This window comes from Streptomyces sp. NPDC041205, from assembly GCF_055591765.1.
In genome coordinates this window covers 404249-425946 of record NZ_JBVIZH010000006.1, presented here as the reverse complement: position 1 = coordinate 425946, position 21698 = coordinate 404249, and the positions used below count along the sequence as shown (strand labels likewise).

The window sequence follows — 21698 nt, the reverse complement described above, 5'->3', positions numbered from 1 at the left end:
GGCGGACCCGGCGGCACTGGCGGCATCGGCAGGCCCAACTGGCCTGACCGGCCCGGCAGCACCGGCTGGGCCGACCGACTCTTCAGCACCGGTGGGAGTGTCAGCACCGGCGGGACCGGCGGGACCGGCGGGACCGGCGGGGCTGGCAGGACCAACTGCCCCGACCGGGCCGGCGGTACCGGCCGGGCCTACTGACCCGGCGGCCCCGGCCGACCGAGCCACCCTCCGCCAACCCCCGAAGCGGCGCCAAGTCATCTCTCAACCCCCCATGACCCCGGACCCGCGTCCCCGCGGACCCGAGCCGCCGTCCCGCATGCGCCACCACACGAGGCCGAGGGTCAGGAGCAGGAGGCCGGCGCCGCCGGCTGCGGCGGAGGCCAGGAGGACGGTGTCGGTGGAGTCGTCCGTGTCGCGGACGGCCGTGGCCGGCGCGCCGCCGGTCAGGGCGTCGCGGGGTGCTCCGGAGCCGTCGTCCGAGCCGGAGCGTGCGCCCTTCTCGGCGAGCGGGCCTCGGGAGCCCGACGTGGGCAGGGCAAGGTACGGGAAGGAGCGTCCGAAGGCGCGGTCGTTGGCGTTGACGGCGTCGCCCAAGTCGTTCTTCTGGCCGACGAGTTCGCCCTGGACGACCTGGAGGGAGATGTCGAGGACGTCGTCGCCGAGGCGCCGCCCGTTGGGGTAGCCCGCGTTGTCGCCGTCGAGGACGCCGAGCCGCTTCGGCGACGCGGTGGGCTTGATGGAGGTGTTGAGGCGCAGGGCCTCGGCGGGGCGTACGCCCGGCGGCTGGTTGAGGTCCTTCACGCCGGTCAGGAACACCGACACCAGGTCGTTGCGGGGCTCCTTGGGTGCCTTGATCTTGTAGATCGACTCGATCAGGCGCGGCAGCTCCGGCTTGGTGACGTACGGCAGGAAGTCCGCGTCGTTCCAGGGCGCGGACGCGTTGAACTTGTCCTTGTCCTTCATCGGGACGACGACCTCGTTGACGAGCGGCGCCCCGAGCCGGGAGACCTGCGTCCACTTCCCGGCGGCGTTCTTGCGCTGCGTCGTCGACCAGACGCCGACCGTCGGCTGCTTCTCGGACTGCCGGATCGCGGCGGACGGCACCTGCAGGGCGACGGAGTTGACGTTGTACCCGGCGAGGGTGTCCCGCCCGACCTCCGACAGATCGCCCCCGTACAGCAGGTCGAACACCCGCAGGTCCAGGAAGAACGGATCGTCGGCCTGCCCGGCGAATGCCGTGCCGCCGTCCGCCAGCTTCCGCACGGCCTGGCCGCGCAGCTTGGCGTAGTCGGGCATGGACGCCTTGCCGACATGGCTCGGCGCGACCGGCAGGTCGTCGGCGACCTTCTTCGTCGAGACGACCTTCTGGTCCTTCAGCCGCAGCAGGTCGATGTCGTACGTCTGCGTCACGTTCAGGTCGGGGTCGTCGAGGGACGTGACGGCGCCGGTGTTGTAGAGGAACGTGTCCCCGTTCTTCGTACGGGTGTCGAAGGTCCAGCGGTACAGCAGGTCGCCCTGCGCGTCGCCGTCGCTGTCGATGTGCACGTCGTACTGGGCGTCCTCGGCGAACGTGTAGAAGTTCGGGCCGCCCGCGGGCTCCGAGAACGGCAGCCAGTTCGCGACGATCGTCGTGGTGTCGGGCTTGTCGGGGCTGACGAACGCGTACACGTCCGTGTTGTCGTACTGCGGCTGCCCCGAGATCAACGGGGCCTCACGGTGGCTGGAGGCGTGGGCCGCCTCCGGTTCGAGCGTGCCGGTCCCGGCGGCTGCGAGCCCCCCGGCGGCCAGCACGCCGCACACGAGCCCGACGATGCCACGGGTGCTCCGTAGCCTCGCGCGGCTCCTCGCGACTGCTGTCATCGCGTCCGTCCTCACTGTGGTGGTGGGTGGTCAGTCGTTTCTCGTGCGTTGTCCCGACGGCCGCGCGCGTGGGCCGGGCGCGGTCCGTCTGCCCCGCCATTCGGTGCCGCGCCCCGCGCGGATTGGCACCAATCCCGCCGGAGGTCTCGCACCGAACCCCCACCGCGTCCAGAATTGGGCGCCCGGGGGAGCGGGGAAGGGCCGGGACGTGGGCCGGAAGACCCGGGGAGCAGTCACGAAAGGGGGGGGGGCTCGGTGGACGCTGACGCACTGCTGCCACTGGTGGCCCGCGGCGACCAGAAGGCGTTCGAGGAGCTGTACGCACTGGTGTCCGGGCCCGTGTACGGACTGGTCCGCAGAGTGCTGCGCGACCCCGCCCAGTCGGAGGAGGTGGTCCAGGAGGTGCTGCTCGAACTGTGGCGCACCGCCGCCCGCTACGACCCGGCGCGCGGCAGTGCCCTGTCCTGGATCCTCACGCTCGCCCACCGCAGGGCCGTCGACCGGGTCCGCAGCGCGCGGGCCGCGAGCGACCGCGAGCAGCGCGTCGCCCAGCGCGCCGAGACGCCCGCGTTCGACCAGGTCGCCGAGGAGGTCGAGGGCAGCCTGGAGCGCGAGTGGGTGCGCCGCTGCCTGGAGCGGCTCACGGACCTCCAGCACCAGGCCGTGACGCTCGCCTACTACGACGGCTACACCTACCGCGAGGTGGCCCGCCGCCTCTCCGTCCCCCTCGGCACCGTCAAGACCCGGATGCGGGACGGCCTCCTGCGGCTCCGCGACTGTCTGGGCGCCGCCGCATGAGACTTACGGGCACCGGCCTGTTCGGCCGCATCCGGATGTACGTGGGCGGCCTGCGGATCGGCCGCACCGTGCACTCCCTCGCCGTGCCGTACGCCCTCGACGCCCTCGAACCGCAGGAGACCCGCCGCTTCGAACGGCACCTGGAGGGGTGCCCGCGCTGCACCGACGAGGTGCGCGCGCTCGCCGCCGACACCGTACGCCTGGCGCGCGCCGCCTCCGTCCCGGCGCCGCCGGACCTGCGGGACCGCATCCTGACCGCCGTGCGCGCCACCGAGCAGGAGGCTCCGGAGCCCGCGGTGGTGGTGCGGGAGCGGGGGGGGGAACCGGCGCGCGGCCGTGCCCCCGTCCTCGTGGCGCTCGCCGCGTCCGCCGCCGTCCTCGCCCTCGTCGCCGCCGGCGTCCTCGCCCTCGCCCTCGGCCGCGCCGGTGACCGGCTCGACGAGGAGCGGGCCGCCACACGTGAGATCGCCCACGTCCTGGCCGCGCCCGACGTCCGCGCGGCCGACGCCAAGGACGTCCGCGGGCGCGGCCTCGGCGTCGTCGCGTCCCGCACGCGGAGGCAGGCCGTGGTCACGCCGTCCCGGCTCGGCAGCCCGCCCGTCGGCCGGGACCATCAACTGTGGGTGATGCGGGCCGGGGCCGCGCCCCGCTCCCTGGGCCTTCTCGACGGCGAAACGCCGGTCGTCGCGGACGATCTGAGGAGGAACGCGAGCTCACTCGCTGTCACCGTCGAACCCGACGGGGGCTCGGTGCGGCCCACCACCGCACCGGTTGTCCAACTCTCCCTGAAATCAGTTGGATTCGGAGAGTAATCGTCAACGTCCTTGTGGAGAAGGTGAATCCTGCGACCGGGATACACGAGTGTCATGGCGGGGCGATAGGGTTAACCTGCCCTGGGCCGGGTGCCCTCGTACGGGTGGGGAGTGACATGGAACAGATAACAGTGCGCAGTAGGGCGAGGGTCCCTGCGATCACTTGTGGGAGCGGCGCGAGCAGTTCGCGTCTCGACCGTCATCTCTCGGTGCTGGGCGGCCCCGCCGTCCCGCAGCGCGAGGCGGCCGAGGCGACGCTGCTGATGCGCGAGCTCACCTCGCGTGATGTCGCGCACGACCGCAGCGGCGGCAGGCGCGCACGGGTGCGCCGGGTGTCGCTGTTCGCTCCGCTGCGGCGGTTGCGGCGTTCGCTGTTCGGCAGCCACTAGTTTCTGGCGTGGGCGCCTTGGTCTCGGGCCGTGGCGTCCCGCCGTCCTCCCTCTCTTTGCTCTTTTCTTCCCGCCCGCCCACCTCGTTGTCGGGCCAGGGGTCCGGAATGCCCGGCTTTCTGTCGTTGTTGGTGCGCCCCGTCTGGTTTGTTGCCGTGTGCGTTGTCGCCGTGTGCCCGTGGGGCGGGGCGCCGCCGAATCGGCGCTCCACGCCTCGTCCTCAATCGCCGGACGGGCTTAGATTGTCTGCCCTGTGCCTCGTTCCCGAGTGCCGGACGGGCTGAGATGTCCCCCCCGCGCCCCGTCCCGGTGTTTCTCCCGCTTCTCGGCTTCGTAACGGCTTTGCTGTGTGCGGCCGTTGGGGGGTGTTGGGCTCAGTCGGGCTGCAGGTTCAGGTGGGGTAGGTCGCCTCTGGAGGAGATGCCCAGCTTGGGGTACGCGTTGTACAGGTGGTAGCCGACCGTGCGTGGGGACAGGAACAGGTGGGCACCGATGTCGCGGTTGGTCATGCCGGTGGCGGCCAGGCGGACCACCTGGCGTTCCTGGGGGGTCAGGCGGGCCGCCGTCAGTTTCTCCGGGTGCTGCGGGGACCTGCTCTCGCCGGTGGCGCGCAGCTCGGCGCGGGCCCGCTCTGCCCACGGCGCCGCCTCCGACAGCTCGAACACGTCGAGCGCCGCCCGCAGCGGCCCGCGGGCCTCGCTCCTGCGGCCCGCCCGCCGCAGCCACTGGCCGAAGAGCAGCTGGGTGCGGGCCCGCTCGAAGGGGCGGCCGTCGTCCGCGTGCAGCCGCAGGGCCTCCTCGTACGCCGCGTGCACGGCGTCGGCCCCGGCCGCCCCGGCCTCGGCGAGGAGCCCCCGGCAGCGGGCCGCGATGGCGCGGGCCCACGGCATGCCCGTGTGCCCGGCCCACTCGGCGTACCGCTTCGCCAACTCCCTGGCGCTGTCGGGCTCTCCGGCGCGGACGGCGGGCGGCGTCGGCAACACGTCCCGCACGCTGGCGTTCGCGGTGGGCCCGGCGGTCGCCGCACTCGCGTACGGCGTCGGCGGCGGCGGAGCGTCCGGCTTCCACGTGGGCGTCGTCGTGCTGGTGGTGCTCCAGGGGCTGAGCCTGGTGGCGCTGCTGCCGGGGGCGGGGCGCGCTCGCCGCGCGTGACGGCGGGCGTCGGCCCTCACAGCAGCGCGAACTGCCCCTCAGGGCCCTCCTCATGGTGGTCGAGGACCGAAGCGGGGCGCCGTGCCGAGCCGGGCACCGGAAGCACCCCGGCCGCCCGCAGGTCCCCGGCCGTGATCCGCCCCGCGTCCCCGGCGTCGAACGGCTCCTCCGCCGCGAGGAGCGCGAGGACCGTGACCAGTTCGAGGAGCTGGGACGTCCACTCCTGGGGCCAGGAGGCCGGGCGCACGGCCTCCAGGGAGCCCGGTTCCGCCTCGGCCGTCCGCCGGTCGAACCACAGCTCAAGGACCCGCACGCCGCTCACCCGGAAGTCCCAGGCGGCCGCGGGCACGGGGGAGATGACGCCGCTCTCGCCGACCAGGAGGGCTTCCTCGTCCGGGGCGTAGGCGAGGGCGTCGGGCCGCGCGGGCAGCGGTGAGCGGACGTAGGGGCGCCGGCCGCCGGGCAGTTTGGGGCGCTCGCCGCCCGCGCCCCGCAGGTGCAGCCACAGGAGCCGCCGCCCCGCCGCGACGCCCCGCTCCCACACCCGGGCGTCGGAGGTCAGCGGCACCGCGCAGCCCGACGCCGAGGCCCGTGCGGCCGCCAGCGTCCACGCGAGGACGTCCCGGGCAGTGACCTCGGCCCCGTACACCCGCGTGAGATGGCGCAACAGGCCCGGCGCGAGGTTGGGTTCGACGCCGCCGGGGCGCCGGAACAGGGGGCGGACGCGGCCGGGGCGGCCTGCCGGGGAGCACCCGTCGGGGAGCACGGTGGACGCGATGACCGCAGGGCCCGGGGAGCCTGCCCCGTCGGCCACGTACCCCTGCTCGGTGAGGAAGAGCTGTCCGTCGCCGAGGACGCGCCACAGCTCGGGCCGGGCCACGTCGATGAGCCGGTGGTCGGGGATGAGCCACTGCTCGTCGAAGGGGCCGTGCAGGACGCGGACGGGCTCGGGGCAGGGGCCGCTCTCGCGGGCGAGGCGGACCGTGGCGCCGTCGAAGCCGGGCAGTTGGGCGACGGCGGTGTGCAGGGTCCGGGACCGGGTGGGCCGCAGGAGCGCCTCGCGGCCGGCGGCGTCGGCGCGGACGAAGGCCTGCCAACGGGCCTTGAGGGACGCGGCGTCCGGCGCCATCGGCCACCCGCGCCCGGGCCTGAGCGGCGCGACGGACCACGGCAGGAGATCCGCGAGCAGCGGCGCTTCGTCGTGCGTCACGCCCGGCATCGTACGACGCTCCCGCCGGGGGCCGTCAGGTCGCGTCCAGCGTGACCGTGAACGAGAACCGGTCCCCGCGGTAGTGGATCCGCGCCACGTCCAGGGCCCGGCCCTGGTCGTCGTAGGTGATGCCGGTGTAGTGCAGGATCGGGCTGAGCAGCGGCACTTGGAGGAGGCGGGCCGTCTCGGGGTCGGCGAGAGTGGCCTCCACGGTGTCGGTGATGCGGGAGATCGCCACGCCCACCACGTCCCGCAGGACCTTCGTCATCGGCCACCGCTCCAGGTCGGCGGGGTCGACGCGGTCGGCGAGGTCGGGGCGGATGTGGTTGCGGGCGTGGTTGGTCGGCTCGCCGGTCTTGGTGTCGCTGCGCAGCCGGTGGTACGTGGCGACCCGGTCCACGTCCGGGAAGTACTCGGCGAGTTCGGCGGGCACCGGCTCCTGCCCCTGGGACAGGAGCTTGGTGTCCATGCCGGACTGCTGGGCCACGATCGCGTCCACCGAGCCGAGCAGCCGCACCGGCGAACCGCGCTGCACCCCGGGCTCGATGAACGTGCCGCGCCGCCGGTGCCTGCTGATCAGGCCCTCGTCCTCCAGCTCCTTGAGGGCCTGCCGCATGGTGAGCACGCTGACGCCGTAATGCCCCGCCAACTGCTCCTCGGTGGGCAGGCGCAGCGGGGCATCCGGCGCCCGGCCGAGTATCGAGGCGCGCAAGGACTGCGACACCTGATACCAGAGCGGCAGCTTTCGGTTCAGGACGATCGAGTCCGGGGCGAAAGCGGTCACGTGGAACTCCGTACTCCGGTAGCGACGCGGGCAGCGGCCGGAAGTGATGCCACTACGGCCGGAAATGACGCTCCAGACCCTGCCACACGTCGTCGTAGGCGCGCTGCAGGTGTCCGGCCGTCGCCGCCTGCTCGGTGGCGGTGACGGGCCAGCGCGTCTCGAACATGAAGGCCAGGCCGTCGTCGATCCGCTGCGGCTTCAGCTCGGCGGCGCTGGCCTTCTCGAAGGTCTCACGGTCGGGTCCGTGCGCCGACATCATGTTGTGCAGCGAGCCGCCGCCGGGCACGAAACCCCCCTTTCCGGCGGTCTTGGCGTCGTACGCGCCTTCGATCAGGCCCATGTACTCGCTCATCACGTTCCGGTGGAAGTACGGCGGCCGGAAGGTGTCCTCGCCGACCAGCCAGCGCGGCGCGAACACCACGAAGTCGACGCCCGCGAGGCCCGGGGTGTCCGAGGGGGAGGTGAGCACCGTGAAGATCGACGGGTCCGGGTGGTCGTACGAGATGGTGCCGATGACGTTGAAGCGGTGCAGGTCGTACACGTACGGGACGTGGTTGCCGTGCCAGGCGACGACGTCGAGCGGGGAGTGGTCGTAGGTCGCCGACCAGAGGTTGCCGCAGAACTTGTTGACGACCTCGACGGGGCCCGCCGTGTCCGAGTCGTCCTCGTACGCGGCCACCGGAGCCTTGAAGTCCCGCGCGTTCGCGAGGCCGTTGGCGCCGATCGGGCCGAGGTCGGGGAGCTGGAAGACCGCGCCGTAGTTCTCGCACACGTAGCCGCGGGCGCTGTCGTCGAGGAGCTCCACGCGGAAGCGGACCCCGCGCGGGATCAGGGCCACGTGACCGGGCTCGGCGTGCAGCAGGCCGAACTCGGTGCGCAGCAGCAGGCCGCCGTGCTCGGGGACGATGAGCAGCTCGCCGTCGGCGTCGCTGAACACCCGGTCCGTCATGGAGGAGTTGGCGTGGTACAGGTGCACCGCCATGCCCGTGCGCTGCGTGGCGTCGCCGTTGCCACCGAGGGTCCACAGGCCCGCGAGCCAGTCCGTGCCGGGGGCGGGCTCCGGCAGCGGGTCCCAGCGCAGCCGGTTGGGGTCGGGGACGGCCTCGGTGAAGGGGGCCGTGCGGAGCGCGCCGTTGTCGACGCGCGTGAACGCCGGGTGCGCCGCCGAGGGGCGGATGCGGTACAGCCAGGAGCGGCGGTTGTGGGCGCGCGGCTCGGTGAACGCGGTGCCGCTCAGCTGCTCCGCGTACAGGCCGAGGGGGGCGCGCTGGGGCGAGTTGCGGCCGTGCGGCAGGGCGCCGGGCACGGCTTCCGAGCTGTGTTCGTTGCCGAAGCCGGTGAGGTAGCTCAGTCCCTCGGCGGTCTTGCGTGCGTGGTCCCTCGGGTCGTCCCCGCTCATCACAGCTCCCTCGGCTCCCCGGTCGGTGATCCCGACCTGATTCCTATGGAACACCGTAGGATTCGCGATTTCCCAGCGCAAGAGGATCCATGAAATGTGAACAGTGCTCTACTCTCCCGGGATGCAGGACCGCAGCGCCTCCGAGCCCCCGCCCGCACCCGCCGCCGAGTCCCCGCCCGCCCCCGCCGCCCTGCGCCGCGCCCCCGTCCAGCGCCGCAGCGCCGAGCGCCTCGCCCGCATCCTCGACGCCTGCGCCGACCTCCTCGACGAGACCGGCTACGAGAGCCTGACCACCCGGTCCGTCGCCGAGCGCGCGGGCGTGCCCATCGGCTCCGTCTACCGCTTCTTCGGCAACAAGCGGGCCCTCGTCGACGCCCTGGCCCACCGCAACCTGGAGCGCTACGCCGGACGGGTCACCCGGCGGCTCGTGCCGGTCGCGCCGGGCGACTGGCGGGCCGCCCTCGACGCGCTCCTCGACGAGTACCTCGCCATGAAGCGCACCGCCCCCGGCTTCGCCCTCGTCGACTTCGGCACCCAGATCCCCGTCGGGGACCCCGGCGCCGCCCCCAACCACCGCGTCGCCGACCACCTCGCGGAGCTGCTCTCCGGCCACATCGGGCGCGCTCCCGACCCCGCCCTGCGCCGCGCCTTCCTGGTCGCCGTCGAGACCGCCGACGCGCTCTTCCGCCTCGCCTTCCGGGTGGACCCGGCCGGGGACGAGGCGATCGTGGGGGAGGCGCGGGCGCTGCTGCGGGCTTATCTGGCGGGGGTGTTGGACTGAGGTGGGCGGGCTGCTGGGCCGACCCGGCGGCGGCGCCGGACCGAGCCGTGGCTCTCGCCACCATGCATACCGGTCGGTATGCTCGACCCGTCCGTGCGCCGAAGCCCCCGCGGTCGCCGCCGCGGCCGTTCTGGAGGACCCATGCCCCGCACCGCCCTGCGCGTCTGCCCCCTCTGCGAAGCCACCTGCGGCCTCACCCTCACCGTCGAGGGAACCGCCGTGACCGGCGCGCGCGGCGACAAGGACGACGTGTTCAGCCGCGGCTTCATCTGCCCGAAGGGCGCCTCCTTCGGCGCGGCCGACAGCGACCCGGACCGGCTGCGGCGACCTCTCGTACGCCGGAACGGGCGGCTTGAGGAGGCCAGTTGGGAAGAGGCCTTCGACGCCGTCGCGGCGGGCATCCGGCCGCTGGCCGAGCGGTACGGGCCGCACGCGGTCGGCGTCGTGCTGGGCAACCCGAACGTGCACACCGTGGCCGGTGCCCTCTACCCGCCGCTGCTGCTCGCGGGCCTCGGCACCCGCAGCCTGTTCACGGCCAGCACCGTCGACCAGATGCCCAAGCACGTCTCCAGCGGACTCCTCTTCGGCGACGCCCTCGCCATCCCCGTGCCGGACCTGGACCGCACGGACCACCTCCTGATGCTCGGCGCCAACCCGCTGGACTCCAACGGCAGCCTGTGCACCGCGCCCGACTTCCCCGGCAGGCTCAAGGCGCTGCGCGCCCGCGGCGGCAGGCTCACCGTCGTCGACCCGCGCCGCACCCGCACCGCGAAGCTGGCCGACCGGCACGTGGCGATCCGGCCCGGCACGGACGCGCTGCTGCTCGCCGCGATGGCGCAGGTCCTGTTCGCGGACGGCCTGGTCGCACTGGGGGCGCTCGACGGGCAGGTGGTGGGGGTGGATCAAGTCGCCGACGCCGTACGGGACTTCACGCCCGAAGCCGTCGCCGCCGCCTGCGACGTACCCGCCGCCACCATCCGGGAGCTGGCCCACGAGCTCGCGGGCGCGCCCACGGCAGCCGTCTACGGACGCGTCGGCGCGAGCACCGTCGCCCTCGGCACCCTCACCTGCTGGCTCGTCGACGTACTGAACGTCCTCACCGGCAACCTCGACCGGCCCGGCGGCGCCATGTTCCCGCTCTCCGCCACGGACCGGGCCCGGCGCCCGGCCGGACCCGGCAAGGGCTTCGCCCTCGGCCGCTGGCGCAGCCGCGCCCACGGGCACCCGGAGGCGAAGGGGGAGCTGCCGATCGCCGCGCTGGCGGCGGAGATCGACACGCCTGCGCGCGGGGCGGGTGGCGAGCGCGACGCGGTGGACGGCGGCCCGGGCGGTGGCGGTGCCGTGGACGGCGGTCTGGGGGAGAGCCCCATCCGTGCCCTCATCTCCATCGCCGCCAACCCCGTCCTCTCCGCCCCCGACGGCGACCGCCTCGACAAGGCCCTGGAGTCACTGGACTTCATGGTCAGCGTCGACCCGTACCTGAACGAGACCTCACGCCACGCGCACGTCATCCTGCCGCCGCCCCCGCCCTCGCAGAGCCCCCATCACGACTTCGCCCTCAACGCGCTCGCCGTGCGCAACCAGGTCCGCTACAACCGCGCCGCCGTCCCCCTTGAGCCGGGGCGGATGGCGGAGACGGAGATCCTGGCCCGGCTCGTGCTCGCCGCCATCGGCATGCACGGCGCCGACCCGGCCGCCGTCGACACCCTCGCCATCGACCGCACCCTCGGCAAGGCCGTCGCCGATCCGCACGCTCCCGTGCACGGCCAGGACCCCAAGGAACTGGCCGATCAGCTCACGGGCGAGAGCGGACCCGAGCGGCGCCTGGACCTGATGCTGCGCCTCGGCCCGTACGGCGACGGCTTCGGCGCCGACCCGGAAGGGCTCAGCCTCCAGCGCCTCCTCGACCACCCCCACGGCATCGACCTCGGCCCCCTCGAACCCCGCGTCCCCCAGCTCCTGAAGACCCGCAGCGGCCGCGTCGAACTGCTGCCCGGACCGATCGCCGACGACCTGCCGCGCCTCGCCCGCGCCCTGGACGAGTCCCGCACCCCGGACGGGTCCCCGGCCGGACTCGTCCTGGTCGGCCGCCGCCATCTGCGCTCCAACAACAGCTGGATGCACAACGTCCCCGCCCTCGTCGGCGGCACCAACCGCTGCACGCTGCACGTCCACCCCGACGACGCCGACCGCCTCGGCCTCGACGACGGCGGGCAGGCCCGCGTCACCGCGGCCGGCGGCGAGATCGCCGTGCCCGTCGAGGTCACCGACGCCGTGCGCCCCGGCGTCGTGAGCCTGCCGCACGGCTGGGGCCACGACCGGCCCGGCACCCGGCTGAGCGTGGCCGCGGCCGATCCGGGAGCCAACGTCAACCAGCTCCTGGACGGCACGCTCCTCGACCCGCTCTCCGGCACCGCGGTGCTCAACGGCTTCCGGGTCACCCTCGCCCCGCTGGCGCCGCCAGAAACCCGCTGACCTGGAGTTCTGCGCTTATTGCTCGCGTGTCAACGTCTTGTTAACGCTTGATAGCCGGTCCTACGGTCATCCGAACCGCCAGACCTGGTGGTAGTTCGATGGTGAACGATAGGTAGCCCCCATGCTGACAATCCTCGGATTCGTCATGATCGCCACCTTCCTGGTGCTGATCATGATGAAGAAGATGTCGCCGATCGCGGCACTGGTGCTCATCCCCGCGCTGTTCTGCGTCTTCGTAGGAAAGGGCGCCCACCTCGGGGACTACGTCCTCGACGGTGTGGGCAACCTGGCCCCCACGGCCGCGATGCTCATGTTCGCCATCGTGTACTTCGGCGTCATGATCGACGTGGGTCTGTTCGACCCGATCGTCCGAGGCATCCTGCGGTTCTGCAAGGCGGACCCGATGCGGATCGTGGTCGGCACCGCCGTCCTCGCCGCGATCGTCTCCCTCGACGGCGACGGCTCCACCACCTTCATGATCACGGTCTCGGCGATGTACCCGCTGTACAAGCGCCTGAAGATGAGCCTCGTCGTGATGACGGGTGTCGCGGCCACCGCCAACGGCGTGATGAACACGCTGCCCTGGGGCGGCCCCACCGCCCGCGCGGCCACCGCGCTCAAGGTCGACGCGGCCGACATCTTCGTCCCCATGATCCCGGCGCTCGCCTGCGGACTCGTCGCCGTCTTCATCCTGTCGTACGTCCTCGGCCTGCGGGAGCGCAGGCGGCTCGGGGTGCTCTCGCTGGACGAGGTCCTGGAGAGCGAGACGCGGGCCGGGGAGCCGGTGCTCGTGGGGACGGGCGGGGAAGCGGACGCCGGGCGCGTCAGCTTCACCAAGGGCGGCCCCGCGAAGGGTGGTCTTGCCGCGGGCGGCAACTCCGGCTCCGCGGCGGTGGGTTCGGGTTCGGCCGGGGCGGACGCGGACACCGGTGACGACGGCTTCCAGGGGCTCGACCCCGACCGCCCCACCCTGCGCCCCAAGCTCTACTGGTTCAACGCGGCCCTGACGGTCCTGCTCCTCACCGCCATGATCATGGAGTGGCTGCCGATCCCCGTCCTGTTCCTCCTCGGCGCGGCCCTCGCCCTCACGGTCAACTTCCCGCACATGCCCGACCAGAAGGCCCGCATCGCCGCCCACGCCGAGAACGTACTGAACGTCACCGGCATGGTCTTCGCCGCCGCCGTCTTCACCGGCGTCCTCACCGGCACCGGCATGGTCGACCACATGGCCGACTGGCTCGTCTCCACCATCCCCGACGGCATGGGCGGCCAGATGGGCCTGGTCACAGGCCTGTTGTCGATCCCGCTCACCTACTTCATGTCCAACGACGGCTTCTACTTCGGCGTTCTGCCGGTCCTCGCCGAGGCGGGCCAGGCGCACGGCGTCTCCTCCCTGGAGATCGCCCGCGCCTCCATCGCGGGCCAGGCCCTGCACATGTCGAGCCCGCTGGTGCCCGCCGTGTACGTCCTCGTGGGCATGGCGAAGGTCGAGTTCGGCGACCACACCCGGTTCACCGTCAAGTGGGCCGTGCTCACCTCGCTGGTGGTGCTCGGCGCCGGAATCCTCTTCGGCATCATCTGATGCCGTGGGACGGGGTCCGCCGATGACGCGGTACGGGGTACGCCGATGACGCCGGACGGGGTTCGCTGATGTGGTCGGGCGCCCGCCGCCGCGGCCATGGCCCGCCGCCCGGCCGGGGCTGGCTGCTGCGCCTCGTCATCGCCTTCAGCTTCGCGCAGGGGGCGGTGTCGATGGCGCGGCCCGCCGTCTCCTACCGGGCCCTGTCGCTGGGTGCCGACGAACGCGCCATCGGCGTCATCGCGGGCGTGTACGCCCTGCTCCCGCTCTTCGCCGCCGTGCCGCTCGGCCGCCGCACCGACCACGGGCGCTGCGCGCCGCTGCTGCCCGTCGGCGTCGCGCTCATCGCGGGCGGGTGCGCGCTCAGCGGTACGGCCTCCTCCCTCGCCGCGCTCGCCGCGTGGAGCGGGGTCATGGGGCTCGGCCACCTCTGCTTCGTCATCGGTGCCCAGTCGATCGTGGCCCGCCAGTCGGCGCCCTCCGAACAGGACCGGAACTTCGGCCACTTCACGATCGGCGCCTCGCTCGGCCAACTCGTCGGCCCGATCGCCGCGGGGGCCCTCATCGGGCCGGACATGGACCGCACCAGCGCCCTCGCCCTCGTGGTGTCGGCGGGGGTCGGGGCGGTCGGGGCCGGGGCGCTGTGGCGGATCGAGTACGGCAGCGGGGCCGCGTGGGCGACGGCTCGGAGGGTGTCCGGGGCGGCGGGTTCGCGCGGGCGGGGTGCGGGGGATCGGGAGGCGGCGGGCCGGGAGGCGGTGGAGCAGCCGCGCAAGGTGCCCGTGCTGGGGATTCTGCGGGCCCGTGGTGTGCCCGCGGGGATCTTCATCAGCCTCGCCGTGCTGTCCGCGACGGACATCCTCACCGCCTATCTGCCGGTCGTCGGCGAGCACCGGGGGATCGCCCCCGCGACCGTGGGAATCCTGCTCAGTCTGCGGGCGGGCGCCACGATCGCCTGCCGGCTGGTGATGACGCCGCTCCTGCGGGTCCTCGGGCGGCGGGCGCTCATCGCCGTCACCTGTCTGCTCGGCGCGGTGCTGTGTGCCGGGGTCGCCGTGCCCGTGCCCGTGTGGGCGCTCGGCGTCATGCTCGTGCTGCTCGGCTTCTGCCTCGGGGTCGGTCAGCCCCTGTCGATGACGACCGTCGTCCAGGCCGCGCCCGCGGAGGCGCGGTCCACGGCGTTGGCCTTGCGGCTCACCGGGAACCGGCTCGGGCAGGTGGCCGCGCCCGCCGGGGCCGGGGGGATCGCCGGGGTGGCGGGGGTGGGGGCGCCCTTCGTGACGCTGGGAGTGCTGCTGCTGGGGGCGGCCGGGCTGGCCCTGCGCCGCGATGTCCCCGCGGGGGCTTCTGGACGCGGGCCCCGGGGGCCCGGGCCAGGAGTCGGCCCCGGGGGGTCGGCCCCGTCCGGCGTCCCGGACCCGCCCCGTCGGTCCCGGTGAGACGGAGCGCCCCCGGTCGCGCTGCGCGCTCGTCCTCAAGCGCCGGACGGGCTTTACTGATCGGCGCCGCACGGCTGGAGCGCGCCTGGGGCCGGGCGGGCTGTTGCTGCCGCCTCGCCCCCGTGGCGCCCGCGCTCGCCCGGGAGTCGCACGCCCACCCGCCCCCTCGGCCCCGGCGCTACCGTCGGCGCATGGACAGCGAAAACCCCCTCGGGCAGTTTTCTCGGGTCCGGCGGGCGCGGGTGGGGCCCGAGGATGTCGGGGTGCCGGGGGGCGGGTGCCGGGGCTCAGGTGGGAGGAGGTGGCGATGCTGGCGGGGTTGAGTACCGACTACTACGTACGGCTTGAGCAGGGGCGGGAGCGAAATTCCCCGGTGCAGATGCTCTGAGCGCTGGCCGGGGTGTTGCTGTTGGAGGGGGGACGAGGTCGTCCACCAGGCCGAACCCGGCAGCGCCTCCGCGCACGCGCTGGCGCTGCTCGGCAGCCTGACGGCCTCGGAGCCCGCCGCCGAGGAGGAGCCGGGGCAGCTCCCGCGGAGGGGCCTGGCGGCAGAAAACTAACGGCGCTAGTTTGGGTGCGCACGTCAGCCGCAGGTCGCGTTGGGGAGGAATGGGATGAAGGCCCACGACGGGATGTACATCGGGGGCGCCTGGCGCCCCGCCACGACGGGCGACACGATCCCCGTCGTGAACCCGGCCGACGAAGAGGTCATCGCCCACGTCCCCGCGGGCACCGCGGCGGACGTCGACGCGGCCGTCCGCGCGGCCAGGGCCGCCCTCCCCGCCTGGTCGGCCACCCCGCCCCGGGAGCGCGCGGCGCTGCTCGGCGCGATCCGCGACGGCCTGGCCGCCCGCCAGGGCGAGATCGCCGAGACGGTCACCGCCGAGCTGGGCGCCCCCCTCCGCTTCTCGGAGGCCGTGCACGCCGCCGTCCCCGTCCTGGTCGCCGGGTCCTACGCGGACCTCGCGGCCACGTACGCCTTCGAGGAGAAGGTCGGCAACTCCACGGTCTACGCCGAGCCCGTCGGCGTGGTCGGCGCCATCACGCCCTGGAACTACCCGCTGCACCAGATCGTCGCCAAGGTCGCCCCCGCACTCGCCGCGGGCTGCACGGTAGTGCTCAAGCCCGCCGAGGACACCCCGCTGACGGCGCGGCTGTTCGCCGGGATCGTGCACGCGGCGGGGCTGCCCGCGGGCGTCTTCAACCTGGTCACCGGACTCGGCCCGGTCGCGGGCCAGGCGCTCGCCGAGCACGACGGCGTCGACCTGGTGTCGTTCACCGGCTCCACGGCCGTCGGCAAGCGCGTCGGCGCCCTCGCGGGCGCCGCCGTCAAACGCGTCGCCCTCGAACTCGGCGGCAAGTCCGCCAACGTCATCCTGCCGAGCGCCGACCTCGCGAAGGCCGTGAACGTCGGCGTCGCCAACGTCATGGCCAACTCCGGCCAGACGTGCAGCGCCTGGACCCGGATGCTGGTGCACACCTCGCGCTACGACGAGGCGGTGGAGCTGGCCGCGGCCGCCGCCGCGAAGTACGGCGACCGCATCGGCCCGGTCGTCAGCGAGAAGCAGCGCACCCGCGTGCGCGGCTACATCGAGCAGGGCGTCAAGGAGGGCGCCCGCCTGGTCGCGGGCGGCCCCGACGCCCCGCGCGAGCAGGGCTACTACGTCCGCCCGACGGTCTTCGCCGACGTCACGCCGGAGATGACGATCGCCCAGGAGGAGATCTTCGGCCCCGTCGTCTCGCTCCTGCGGTACGAGGACGAGGCGGACGCCGAGGCCATCGCCAACGGCACCGTGTACGGGCTCGCGGGCGCGGTGTGGGCCGGTGACGACGCCGAGGCCGTGGCCTTCGCCCGCCGTCTGCACACCGGGCAGGTCGACATCAACGGCGGCAGCTTCAACCCGCTGGCCCCGTTCGGCGGCTACAAGGAGTCGGGCGTCGGCCGCGAACTCGGCGCCCACGGCCTCACCGAGTACCTCCAGACCAAGTCGCTCCAGTTCTGACCCCGGCCGCCCTCGTCACCTCGCCCGCTAGGAGTACGCCATCGTGGTCCGCGTCCGCGCCGCCGTCCTGCCCGCCGTCGGCTCCCCCCTGGAGATCGCCGAGATCGACCTGCCCGAACCGGGGCCCGGCCAGGTGCGGGTGCGCCTCGCCGCCGCCGGGGTGTGCCACTCCGACCTGTCCCTGTCCGACGGCACGATGCGGGTGCCCGTACCCGCCGTGCTCGGGCACGAGGGCGCGGGCACCGTCGTGTCCGTGGGCGAGGGCGTCACGCATGTCGCCCCGGGCGACGGCGTCGTCCTGAACTGGGCTCCCTCGTGCGGTAGTTGCCACGCCTGCGGTCTGGGCGAGGTGTGGCTGTGCGGCAACGCGCTCACGGGCGCGGGCGAGGTGTACGCGCGCCGGTCCGACGGCACCGACCTGCACCCCGGCCTGAACGTCGCCGCGTTCGCGGAGGAGACCGTGGTCGCCGCCGCCTGCGTGCTGCCCGTGCCCGACGGCGTCCCGCTGACGGACGCGGCCCTGCTCGGCTGCGCCGTCCTGACCGGGTACGGCGCCGTGCACCACGCGGCCCGCGTCCGCGAGGGCGAGACGGTCGCCGTCTTCGGGGCGGGCGGCGTCGGCCTCGCCACGCTCCAGGCGGCCCGCATCGCCGGGGCCGGGCGGATCGTGGCGGTCGACGTCTCCCCGGCGAAGGAGGAGTTGGCGCGGGCCGCGGGTGCCACCGAGTACGTGGTCGCCTCCGACACCACCGCCCGCGACATCCGCGGGCTGACCGGCGGCCACGGCGTCGACGTGGCCGTGGAGTGCGTGGGGCGCGCCGTCACGATCCGCACCGCCTGGGAGTCGACGCGGCGCGGCGGCCGCACCACGGTCGTCGGCATCGGTGGCAAGGACCAGCAGGTCACCTTCAACGCCCTGGAGCTGTTCCACTGGGGCCGCACCCTGTCCGGCTGTGTCTACGGCAACTCCGACCCGGCGGTCGACCTGCCCGTCCTCGCCGAGCACGTCCGCGCGGGCCGCCTCGACCTCGGCACGCTGGTGACCGACCGCATCGGCCTCGACGGCATTCCGGCGGCGTTCGAGAACATGGTGGCGGGCAAGGGCGGCCGGGCTCTGGTGGTGTTCTGAGGGCCCTGGAGAATTCAGCCCCTCCGGCGGTTGAGGAGCGGGGTCTGGGACGGAGCCCCAGGAAGGGCGGCGGGTCGGAGGAAAGGCGTGGGGTCAGCCCGTCCGCGTCACCGGCAGGCAGCCGTACTGCACCTCCAGGCCGTCGAGCAGCGCCCGCAGCCCCGCCTCGAAGGCCCGCTCGTCGACCAGCTCCTGGTGCTCCGCGAGCAGATGGGCCTGCCCGAGGTGCGGATAGTCAGCGGGGTCGTACGCCGTCTCGTCGTCGACGAAGCCGCCCGCGAAGGAGCCGAGGGCGGAGCCCATGATGAAGTACCGCATGAGCGCGCCGATCGAGGTGGCCTGGGCCGGTGGCCAGCCCGCCGCGACCATCGCGCCGAACATCGCGTCGGCGAGCCGCAGTCCGGCGGGGCGCCGCCCGGGTCCTCGGGCCAGGACGGGGACGATGTTCGGGTGCAGGGTGAGGGCCGCGCGGTAGGAGACGGCCCAGTCGTGCAGCGCGGCGCGCCAGTCCCTGCCGTCCTCGAACATCGACAGGTCGACCTGCGCGCTCACCGAGTCCGCGACCGCCTCCAGGATCTGGTCCTTGGTGCGGAAGTGGTTGTAGAGCGAGGGGCCGCTGACGCCGAGCTCGGCCGCGAGGCGGCGGGTGGAGAGCGCCGCGAGGCCCTCGGCGTCCACGAGGCCGCGGGCCGCGTCGACGATGCGATCTCGGCTGAGGAGGGGCTTGCGCGGTCGGGCCATGCGGCACATAGTAGGGCTGCCCGCAGAAACTAGCACTGCTAATTTAGGACTGTGGGCGAGCGCCGAGAAGGGTGGAGCCGAGCGTGAGGTGGCCGCGATGAACCTGGAGCTCAGTGCCGAGCAGGCCGCCGCCAAGCGGCTCGCCCGCGACTTCGTCGAGCGCGAGATCGCCCCGCACGTGACCGCGTGGGACCGCGCCGAGAGCGTCGACAAGTCGATCGTGCGGCGGCTCGGCGACGTCGGCTTCCTGGGGCTGACCATCGACGAGGAGTACGGCGGCTCGGGCGGCGACCACCTGGCGTACTGCCTGGTGACGGAGGAGCTGGGGCGCGGCGACTCCTCGGTGCGCGGGATCGTCTCGGTCTCGCTCGGCCTGGTGGCGAAGTCCGTCGCGGCCTGGGGCAGCGAGGAGCAGAAGCGGCGCTGGCTGCCGGGGCTCACGTCCGGCGCGTACGTCGGGTGCTTCGGCCTGACCGAGCCCGGCACCGGTTCCGACGCGGGAAATCTGGCCACCCGGGCGGTCCGCGACGGGGACGCGTACGTCGTGAACGGCTCCAAGATGTTCATCACCAACGGGACCTGGGCCGATGTCGTGCTGCTCTTCGCGCGCACCAACGACACCCCCGGGCACCAGGGCGTCTCCGCCTTCCTCCTGCCCGCCGACAGCCCCGGTCTGACCCGCCGCCCCGTGCACGGCAAGCTCGGCCTGCGCGGCCAGGCCACCGCCGAGCTGGTCCTCGAGGACGTGCGGGTGCCCGCGGACGCGATGCTGGCGCCCGAGGGCAAGGGCTTCGCGGTGGCGATGTCGGCCCTGGCCAAGGGGCGGATGTCGGTGGCCGCGGGGTGCGTGGGGATCGCCCAGGCCGCCCTCGACGCGGCCGTGGCGTACGCGGGCGAGCGCGAGCAGTTCGGCAAGAGCATCGCCCGCCACCAGCTCGTGCAGGAGCTGATCAGCGACATCGCCGTGGACGTCGACGCGGCCCGGCTGCTGACCTGGCGGGTCGCCGACCTCGTCGACCGGGGGCAGCCGTTCGCCACCGAGTCCTCCAAGGCCAAGCTGTTCGCGTCGGAGGCCGCGGTGCGCGCCGCGAACAACGCGCTCCAGGTGTTCGGCGGCTACGGCTACATCGACGAGTACCCGGTCGGCAAGCTGCTGCGCGACGCCCGCGTCATGACGCTCTACGAAGGCACGAGCCAGATCCAGAAGCTGGTCATCGGGCGGGCGCTGACCGGGGTGTCCGCGTTCTGACGGCCCCGGGATCATCACGGCGCCCACTTGCCTAAGCGCTTGCTCACCTTCAGGGTAGGGTGACTGTCCTGAACGGTGGAAGGAGCGCGCATGGGTGCGGCGAAGGAGACTCTCGGCGAGGAACAGCCGTGGGCCGAGGTCAGTCCCGACGCGGCGAGGCGGCTGCTGATCGCCGCCGTCGACGCCTTCGCCGAGCGCGGCTATCACGCGACGACGACGCGGGACATCGCGGGCCGCGCCGGCATGAGCCCCGCCGCGCTCTACATCCACTACAAGACGAAGGAAGAGCTGCTCCACCGCATCAGCAGGCTCGGCCACGACAAGGCGCTCGCCATCCTGCGCGCCGCCGCCGACGGCGAGGGCACCGCGGCCGACCGCCTCTCCGCGGCCGTCCGGTCCTTCGTCCGCTGGCACGCCGGGCACCACACCACCGCCCGGGTCGTGCAGTACGAACTCGACGCGCTGAGCGCCGACCACCGCACCGAGATCGTGGCCCTGCGCCGCCTCTCCGACGCCGCCGTCCGGGAGATCATCAACGACGGCGTGCGGGCGGGCGAGTTCGACGTCCCCGACGTGCCCGGCACCACGCTCGCCGTGCTGTCCCTGTGCATCGACGTCGCCCGCTGGTTCGACGTCGGGGGGCGCAGGACGCCGGACGAGGTCGGCGCGCTGTACGCCGACCTCGTGCTGCGGATGGTGGGGGCGACCCGGAAGTAGCGGGGGCGGAAGGTGCGGGGCGCCCGGGAACCGGCGGGGCGGCTCGGAAGTGGTGCGGGGCGGCTCAGAAGTAGTAGCGCGACACCGACTCCGCCACGCAGGCGGGCTTGTCGCCGTCCTCGCGCTCCACGGTGACCGCGGCCGTCACCTGCACGCCGCCGTCCTTGGTCTCCTCCACCGAGGTGAGCACGGCCGTCCCGCGCACCCGCGAGCCCACCGGCACGGGGGAGGGGAAACGGACCTTGTTCGTGCCGTAGTTGAGGCCCATCTTCATGCCCTCGACCCGCAGCACCTGCGGGACGAGCACCGGCAGCAGCGAAAGCGTCAGATAGCCGTGCGCGATCGTCGTCCCGAACGGGCCCGCCGCGGCCCGCTCCGGGTCCACGTGGATCCACTGGTGGTCGCCGGTGGCGTCCGCGAACAGGTCGATCCGCTTCTGGTCGACCGCCAGCCAGTCGCTGTGCCCGAGCTGCTCGCCGACCGCGGCGCGCAGCTCGTCGGCTGACGTGAAGATCCTCGGCTCTGCCATGTCCCCGGCCTCCCGGACGTAGGTGAACTAAGCGCTTGCTCAGCATGCGGGGTGCCCCCGACCGCTGTCAACGCGCCAAGTAGGCTCCGAGGAGTGCCCCAGATCCCAGAGAAGGTCCACGAGCTCACGGTCGGACAGCTCGCCGCGCGCAGTGGCGCCGCCGTGTCCGCCCTGCACTTCTACGAGTCCAAGGGACTCATCAGCAGCCGGCGCACCTCGGGCAACCAGCGGCGCTACCACCGCGACACGCTGCGCCGCGTCGCCTTCATCCGGGCCGCGCAGCGCGTGGGCATCCCGCTCGCCACGATCGGCCAGGCCCTCGCGGAGCTGCCCGAGGGCCGCACGCCCAACCGCGAGGACTGGGCCGCGCTGTCCCGGACCTGGCGCTCCGAGCTGGACGAGCGCATCAAGCAGCTGGGGCGGCTGCGGGACCACCTCACGGACTGCATCGGCTGCGGCTGCCTGTCCCTGGAGACCTGCGTCCTGTCCAACCCCGACGACGAGTTCGGCGACCGCATCATCGGCTCCCGCCTCATGGGCGAACGCCGCTCCTGACCTCGCAGAGTGACGGCCGGGCGACCCCGCCCGGCTATCGTCACCGGGCGCCGTCGTCACCGGGCGCCGTCGTCTCAAGGCCGCCGTCGTCACCGCCCCA

The 21698-nt window shown here is 73.6% G+C and carries 20 protein-coding genes and 1 pseudogene; 14 read left to right on the top strand and 7 right to left on the bottom strand.

What is annotated here, in order from left to right; all coding sequences use genetic code 11:
- Window positions 1-258 precede the first annotated feature (258 nt).
- Entirely contained in the window at window positions 259-1857 is a 1599-nt protein-coding gene (locus tag ACZ6BG_RS26985; protein WP_469005979.1) for a DUF4331 domain-containing protein, read from the bottom strand.
- Between the two features lie 255 nt (window positions 1858-2112).
- Between ACZ6BG_RS26985 and ACZ6BG_RS26980 the strand changes: the two genes are divergently transcribed.
- The 3 genes from ACZ6BG_RS26980 (at window position 2113) to ACZ6BG_RS26970 (ending at window position 3856) form a co-directional block, all read left to right on the top strand.
- Window positions 2113-2655, top strand: a complete 543-nt coding sequence (locus ACZ6BG_RS26980; RefSeq protein ID WP_469005977.1) for a sigma-70 family RNA polymerase sigma factor — start codon at window positions 2113-2115, stop codon at window positions 2653-2655.
- Window positions 2652-3467 carry an anti-sigma factor gene (locus ACZ6BG_RS26975; protein ID WP_469005974.1) on the top strand — a complete coding sequence of 272 codons (816 nt, stop codon included), beginning with the start codon at window positions 2652-2654 and terminating at the stop codon, window positions 3465-3467. Before ACZ6BG_RS26980 ends, ACZ6BG_RS26975 begins: the two co-directional genes overlap by 4 nt.
- A gap of 116 nt (window positions 3468-3583) precedes the next feature.
- Window positions 3584-3856, top strand: coding sequence for a hypothetical protein (locus ACZ6BG_RS26970; RefSeq protein ID WP_030356142.1), 273 nt, complete (start codon window positions 3584-3586; stop codon window positions 3854-3856).
- A gap of 374 nt (window positions 3857-4230) precedes the next feature.
- Here the strand turns inward: ACZ6BG_RS26970 and ACZ6BG_RS26965 are convergent, their stop codons facing one another.
- Complete coding sequence (locus ACZ6BG_RS26965) at window positions 4231-4746, bottom strand: helix-turn-helix transcriptional regulator (protein ID WP_469005971.1); 516 nt, start codon at window positions 4744-4746, stop codon at window positions 4231-4233.
- Here ACZ6BG_RS26965 and ACZ6BG_RS26960 point away from each other — a divergent pair.
- Entirely contained in the window at window positions 4727-5008 is a 282-nt protein-coding gene (locus ACZ6BG_RS26960; RefSeq protein WP_469005969.1) for a hypothetical protein, read from the top strand. The two genes, ACZ6BG_RS26965 and ACZ6BG_RS26960, sit on opposite strands and share 20 nt — an antisense overlap.
- Window positions 5009-5024: 16 nt before the next feature.
- On the opposite strand, the gene ACZ6BG_RS26955 is transcribed toward ACZ6BG_RS26960, so the two are convergent.
- From ACZ6BG_RS26955 to hmgA, 3 genes are read right to left on the bottom strand one after another with little or no spacing between them, the layout of a single operon-like run.
- Window positions 5025-6227 carry a type ISP restriction/modification enzyme gene (locus ACZ6BG_RS26955; protein WP_469005967.1) on the bottom strand — a complete coding sequence of 401 codons (1203 nt, stop codon included), beginning with the start codon at window positions 6225-6227 and terminating at the stop codon, window positions 5025-5027.
- Between the two features lie 25 nt (window positions 6228-6252).
- The gene (locus tag ACZ6BG_RS26950; RefSeq protein ID WP_030356155.1) at window positions 6253-7002 is read right to left on the bottom strand and encodes a GntR family transcriptional regulator; all 750 of its coding nucleotides are present in this window, start codon (window positions 7000-7002) and stop codon (window positions 6253-6255) included.
- A 52-nt stretch (window positions 7003-7054) separates the two neighbouring features.
- Entirely contained in the window at window positions 7055-8401 is a 1347-nt protein-coding gene (gene hmgA, locus ACZ6BG_RS26945; RefSeq protein WP_469005962.1) for a homogentisate 1,2-dioxygenase, read from the bottom strand.
- Window positions 8402-8522: 121 nt separating this feature from the next.
- Between hmgA and ACZ6BG_RS26940 the strand changes: the two genes are divergently transcribed.
- From ACZ6BG_RS26940 to ACZ6BG_RS26910, 7 genes and pseudogenes are all read left to right on the top strand, one after another.
- A complete protein-coding gene (locus tag ACZ6BG_RS26940; RefSeq protein ID WP_468480643.1) occupies window positions 8523-9182 on the top strand; it encodes a TetR/AcrR family transcriptional regulator in 660 nt (219 codons plus the stop codon).
- A gap of 141 nt (window positions 9183-9323) precedes the next feature.
- The gene (locus ACZ6BG_RS26935) at window positions 9324-11657 is read left to right on the top strand and encodes a molybdopterin oxidoreductase family protein (protein WP_469005958.1); all 2334 of its coding nucleotides are present in this window, start codon (window positions 9324-9326) and stop codon (window positions 11655-11657) included.
- A gap of 121 nt (window positions 11658-11778) precedes the next feature.
- A complete protein-coding gene (locus tag ACZ6BG_RS26930; protein WP_469005956.1) occupies window positions 11779-13239 on the top strand; it encodes a CitMHS family transporter in 1461 nt (486 codons plus the stop codon).
- A 68-nt stretch (window positions 13240-13307) separates the two neighbouring features.
- Window positions 13308-14675 carry an MFS transporter gene (locus ACZ6BG_RS26925; protein WP_469005954.1) on the top strand — a complete coding sequence of 456 codons (1368 nt, stop codon included), beginning with the start codon at window positions 13308-13310 and terminating at the stop codon, window positions 14673-14675.
- Window positions 14676-14866: 191 nt separating this feature from the next.
- Window positions 14867-15060 (top strand): annotated as a pseudogene (locus ACZ6BG_RS26920) (transcriptional regulator); the annotation flags it as partial.
- A gap of 229 nt (window positions 15061-15289) precedes the next feature.
- Window positions 15290-16678 (top strand): aldehyde dehydrogenase family protein, encoded by a 1389-nt coding sequence (locus ACZ6BG_RS26915; RefSeq protein ID WP_469005952.1) that lies wholly within the window; start codon window positions 15290-15292, stop codon window positions 16676-16678.
- Window positions 16679-16721: 43 nt separating this feature from the next.
- The gene (locus tag ACZ6BG_RS26910) at window positions 16722-17807 is read left to right on the top strand and encodes a Zn-dependent alcohol dehydrogenase (protein ID WP_469005950.1); all 1086 of its coding nucleotides are present in this window, start codon (window positions 16722-16724) and stop codon (window positions 17805-17807) included.
- 93 nt (window positions 17808-17900) lie between these two features.
- Here the strand turns inward: ACZ6BG_RS26910 and ACZ6BG_RS26905 are convergent, their stop codons facing one another.
- Window positions 17901-18548 carry a TetR/AcrR family transcriptional regulator gene (locus tag ACZ6BG_RS26905; RefSeq protein ID WP_468480649.1) on the bottom strand — a complete coding sequence of 216 codons (648 nt, stop codon included), beginning with the start codon at window positions 18546-18548 and terminating at the stop codon, window positions 17901-17903.
- A gap of 97 nt (window positions 18549-18645) precedes the next feature.
- On the opposite strand from ACZ6BG_RS26905, the gene ACZ6BG_RS26900 reads away from it, so the two are divergent.
- Together ACZ6BG_RS26900 and ACZ6BG_RS26895 are read left to right on the top strand one after the other, a co-directional pair.
- Complete coding sequence (locus ACZ6BG_RS26900; RefSeq protein ID WP_469005947.1) at window positions 18646-19797, top strand: acyl-CoA dehydrogenase family protein; 1152 nt, start codon at window positions 18646-18648, stop codon at window positions 19795-19797.
- 90 nt (window positions 19798-19887) lie between these two features.
- Window positions 19888-20514 carry a TetR/AcrR family transcriptional regulator gene (locus ACZ6BG_RS26895; protein WP_469005945.1) on the top strand — a complete coding sequence of 209 codons (627 nt, stop codon included), beginning with the start codon at window positions 19888-19890 and terminating at the stop codon, window positions 20512-20514.
- A gap of 64 nt (window positions 20515-20578) precedes the next feature.
- Here ACZ6BG_RS26895 and ACZ6BG_RS26890 read toward each other — a convergent pair whose 3' ends face one another.
- On the bottom strand, window positions 20579-21043 hold the full coding sequence (locus ACZ6BG_RS26890; protein ID WP_087883433.1) for a MaoC family dehydratase: 465 nt from the start codon (window positions 21041-21043) through the stop codon (window positions 20579-20581).
- Between the two features lie 93 nt (window positions 21044-21136).
- On the opposite strand from ACZ6BG_RS26890, the gene soxR reads away from it, so the two are divergent.
- A complete protein-coding gene (gene soxR, locus ACZ6BG_RS26885) occupies window positions 21137-21598 on the top strand; it encodes a redox-sensitive transcriptional activator SoxR (protein WP_469005943.1) in 462 nt (153 codons plus the stop codon).
- The last annotated feature ends 100 nt before the right edge of the window (window positions 21599-21698 follow it).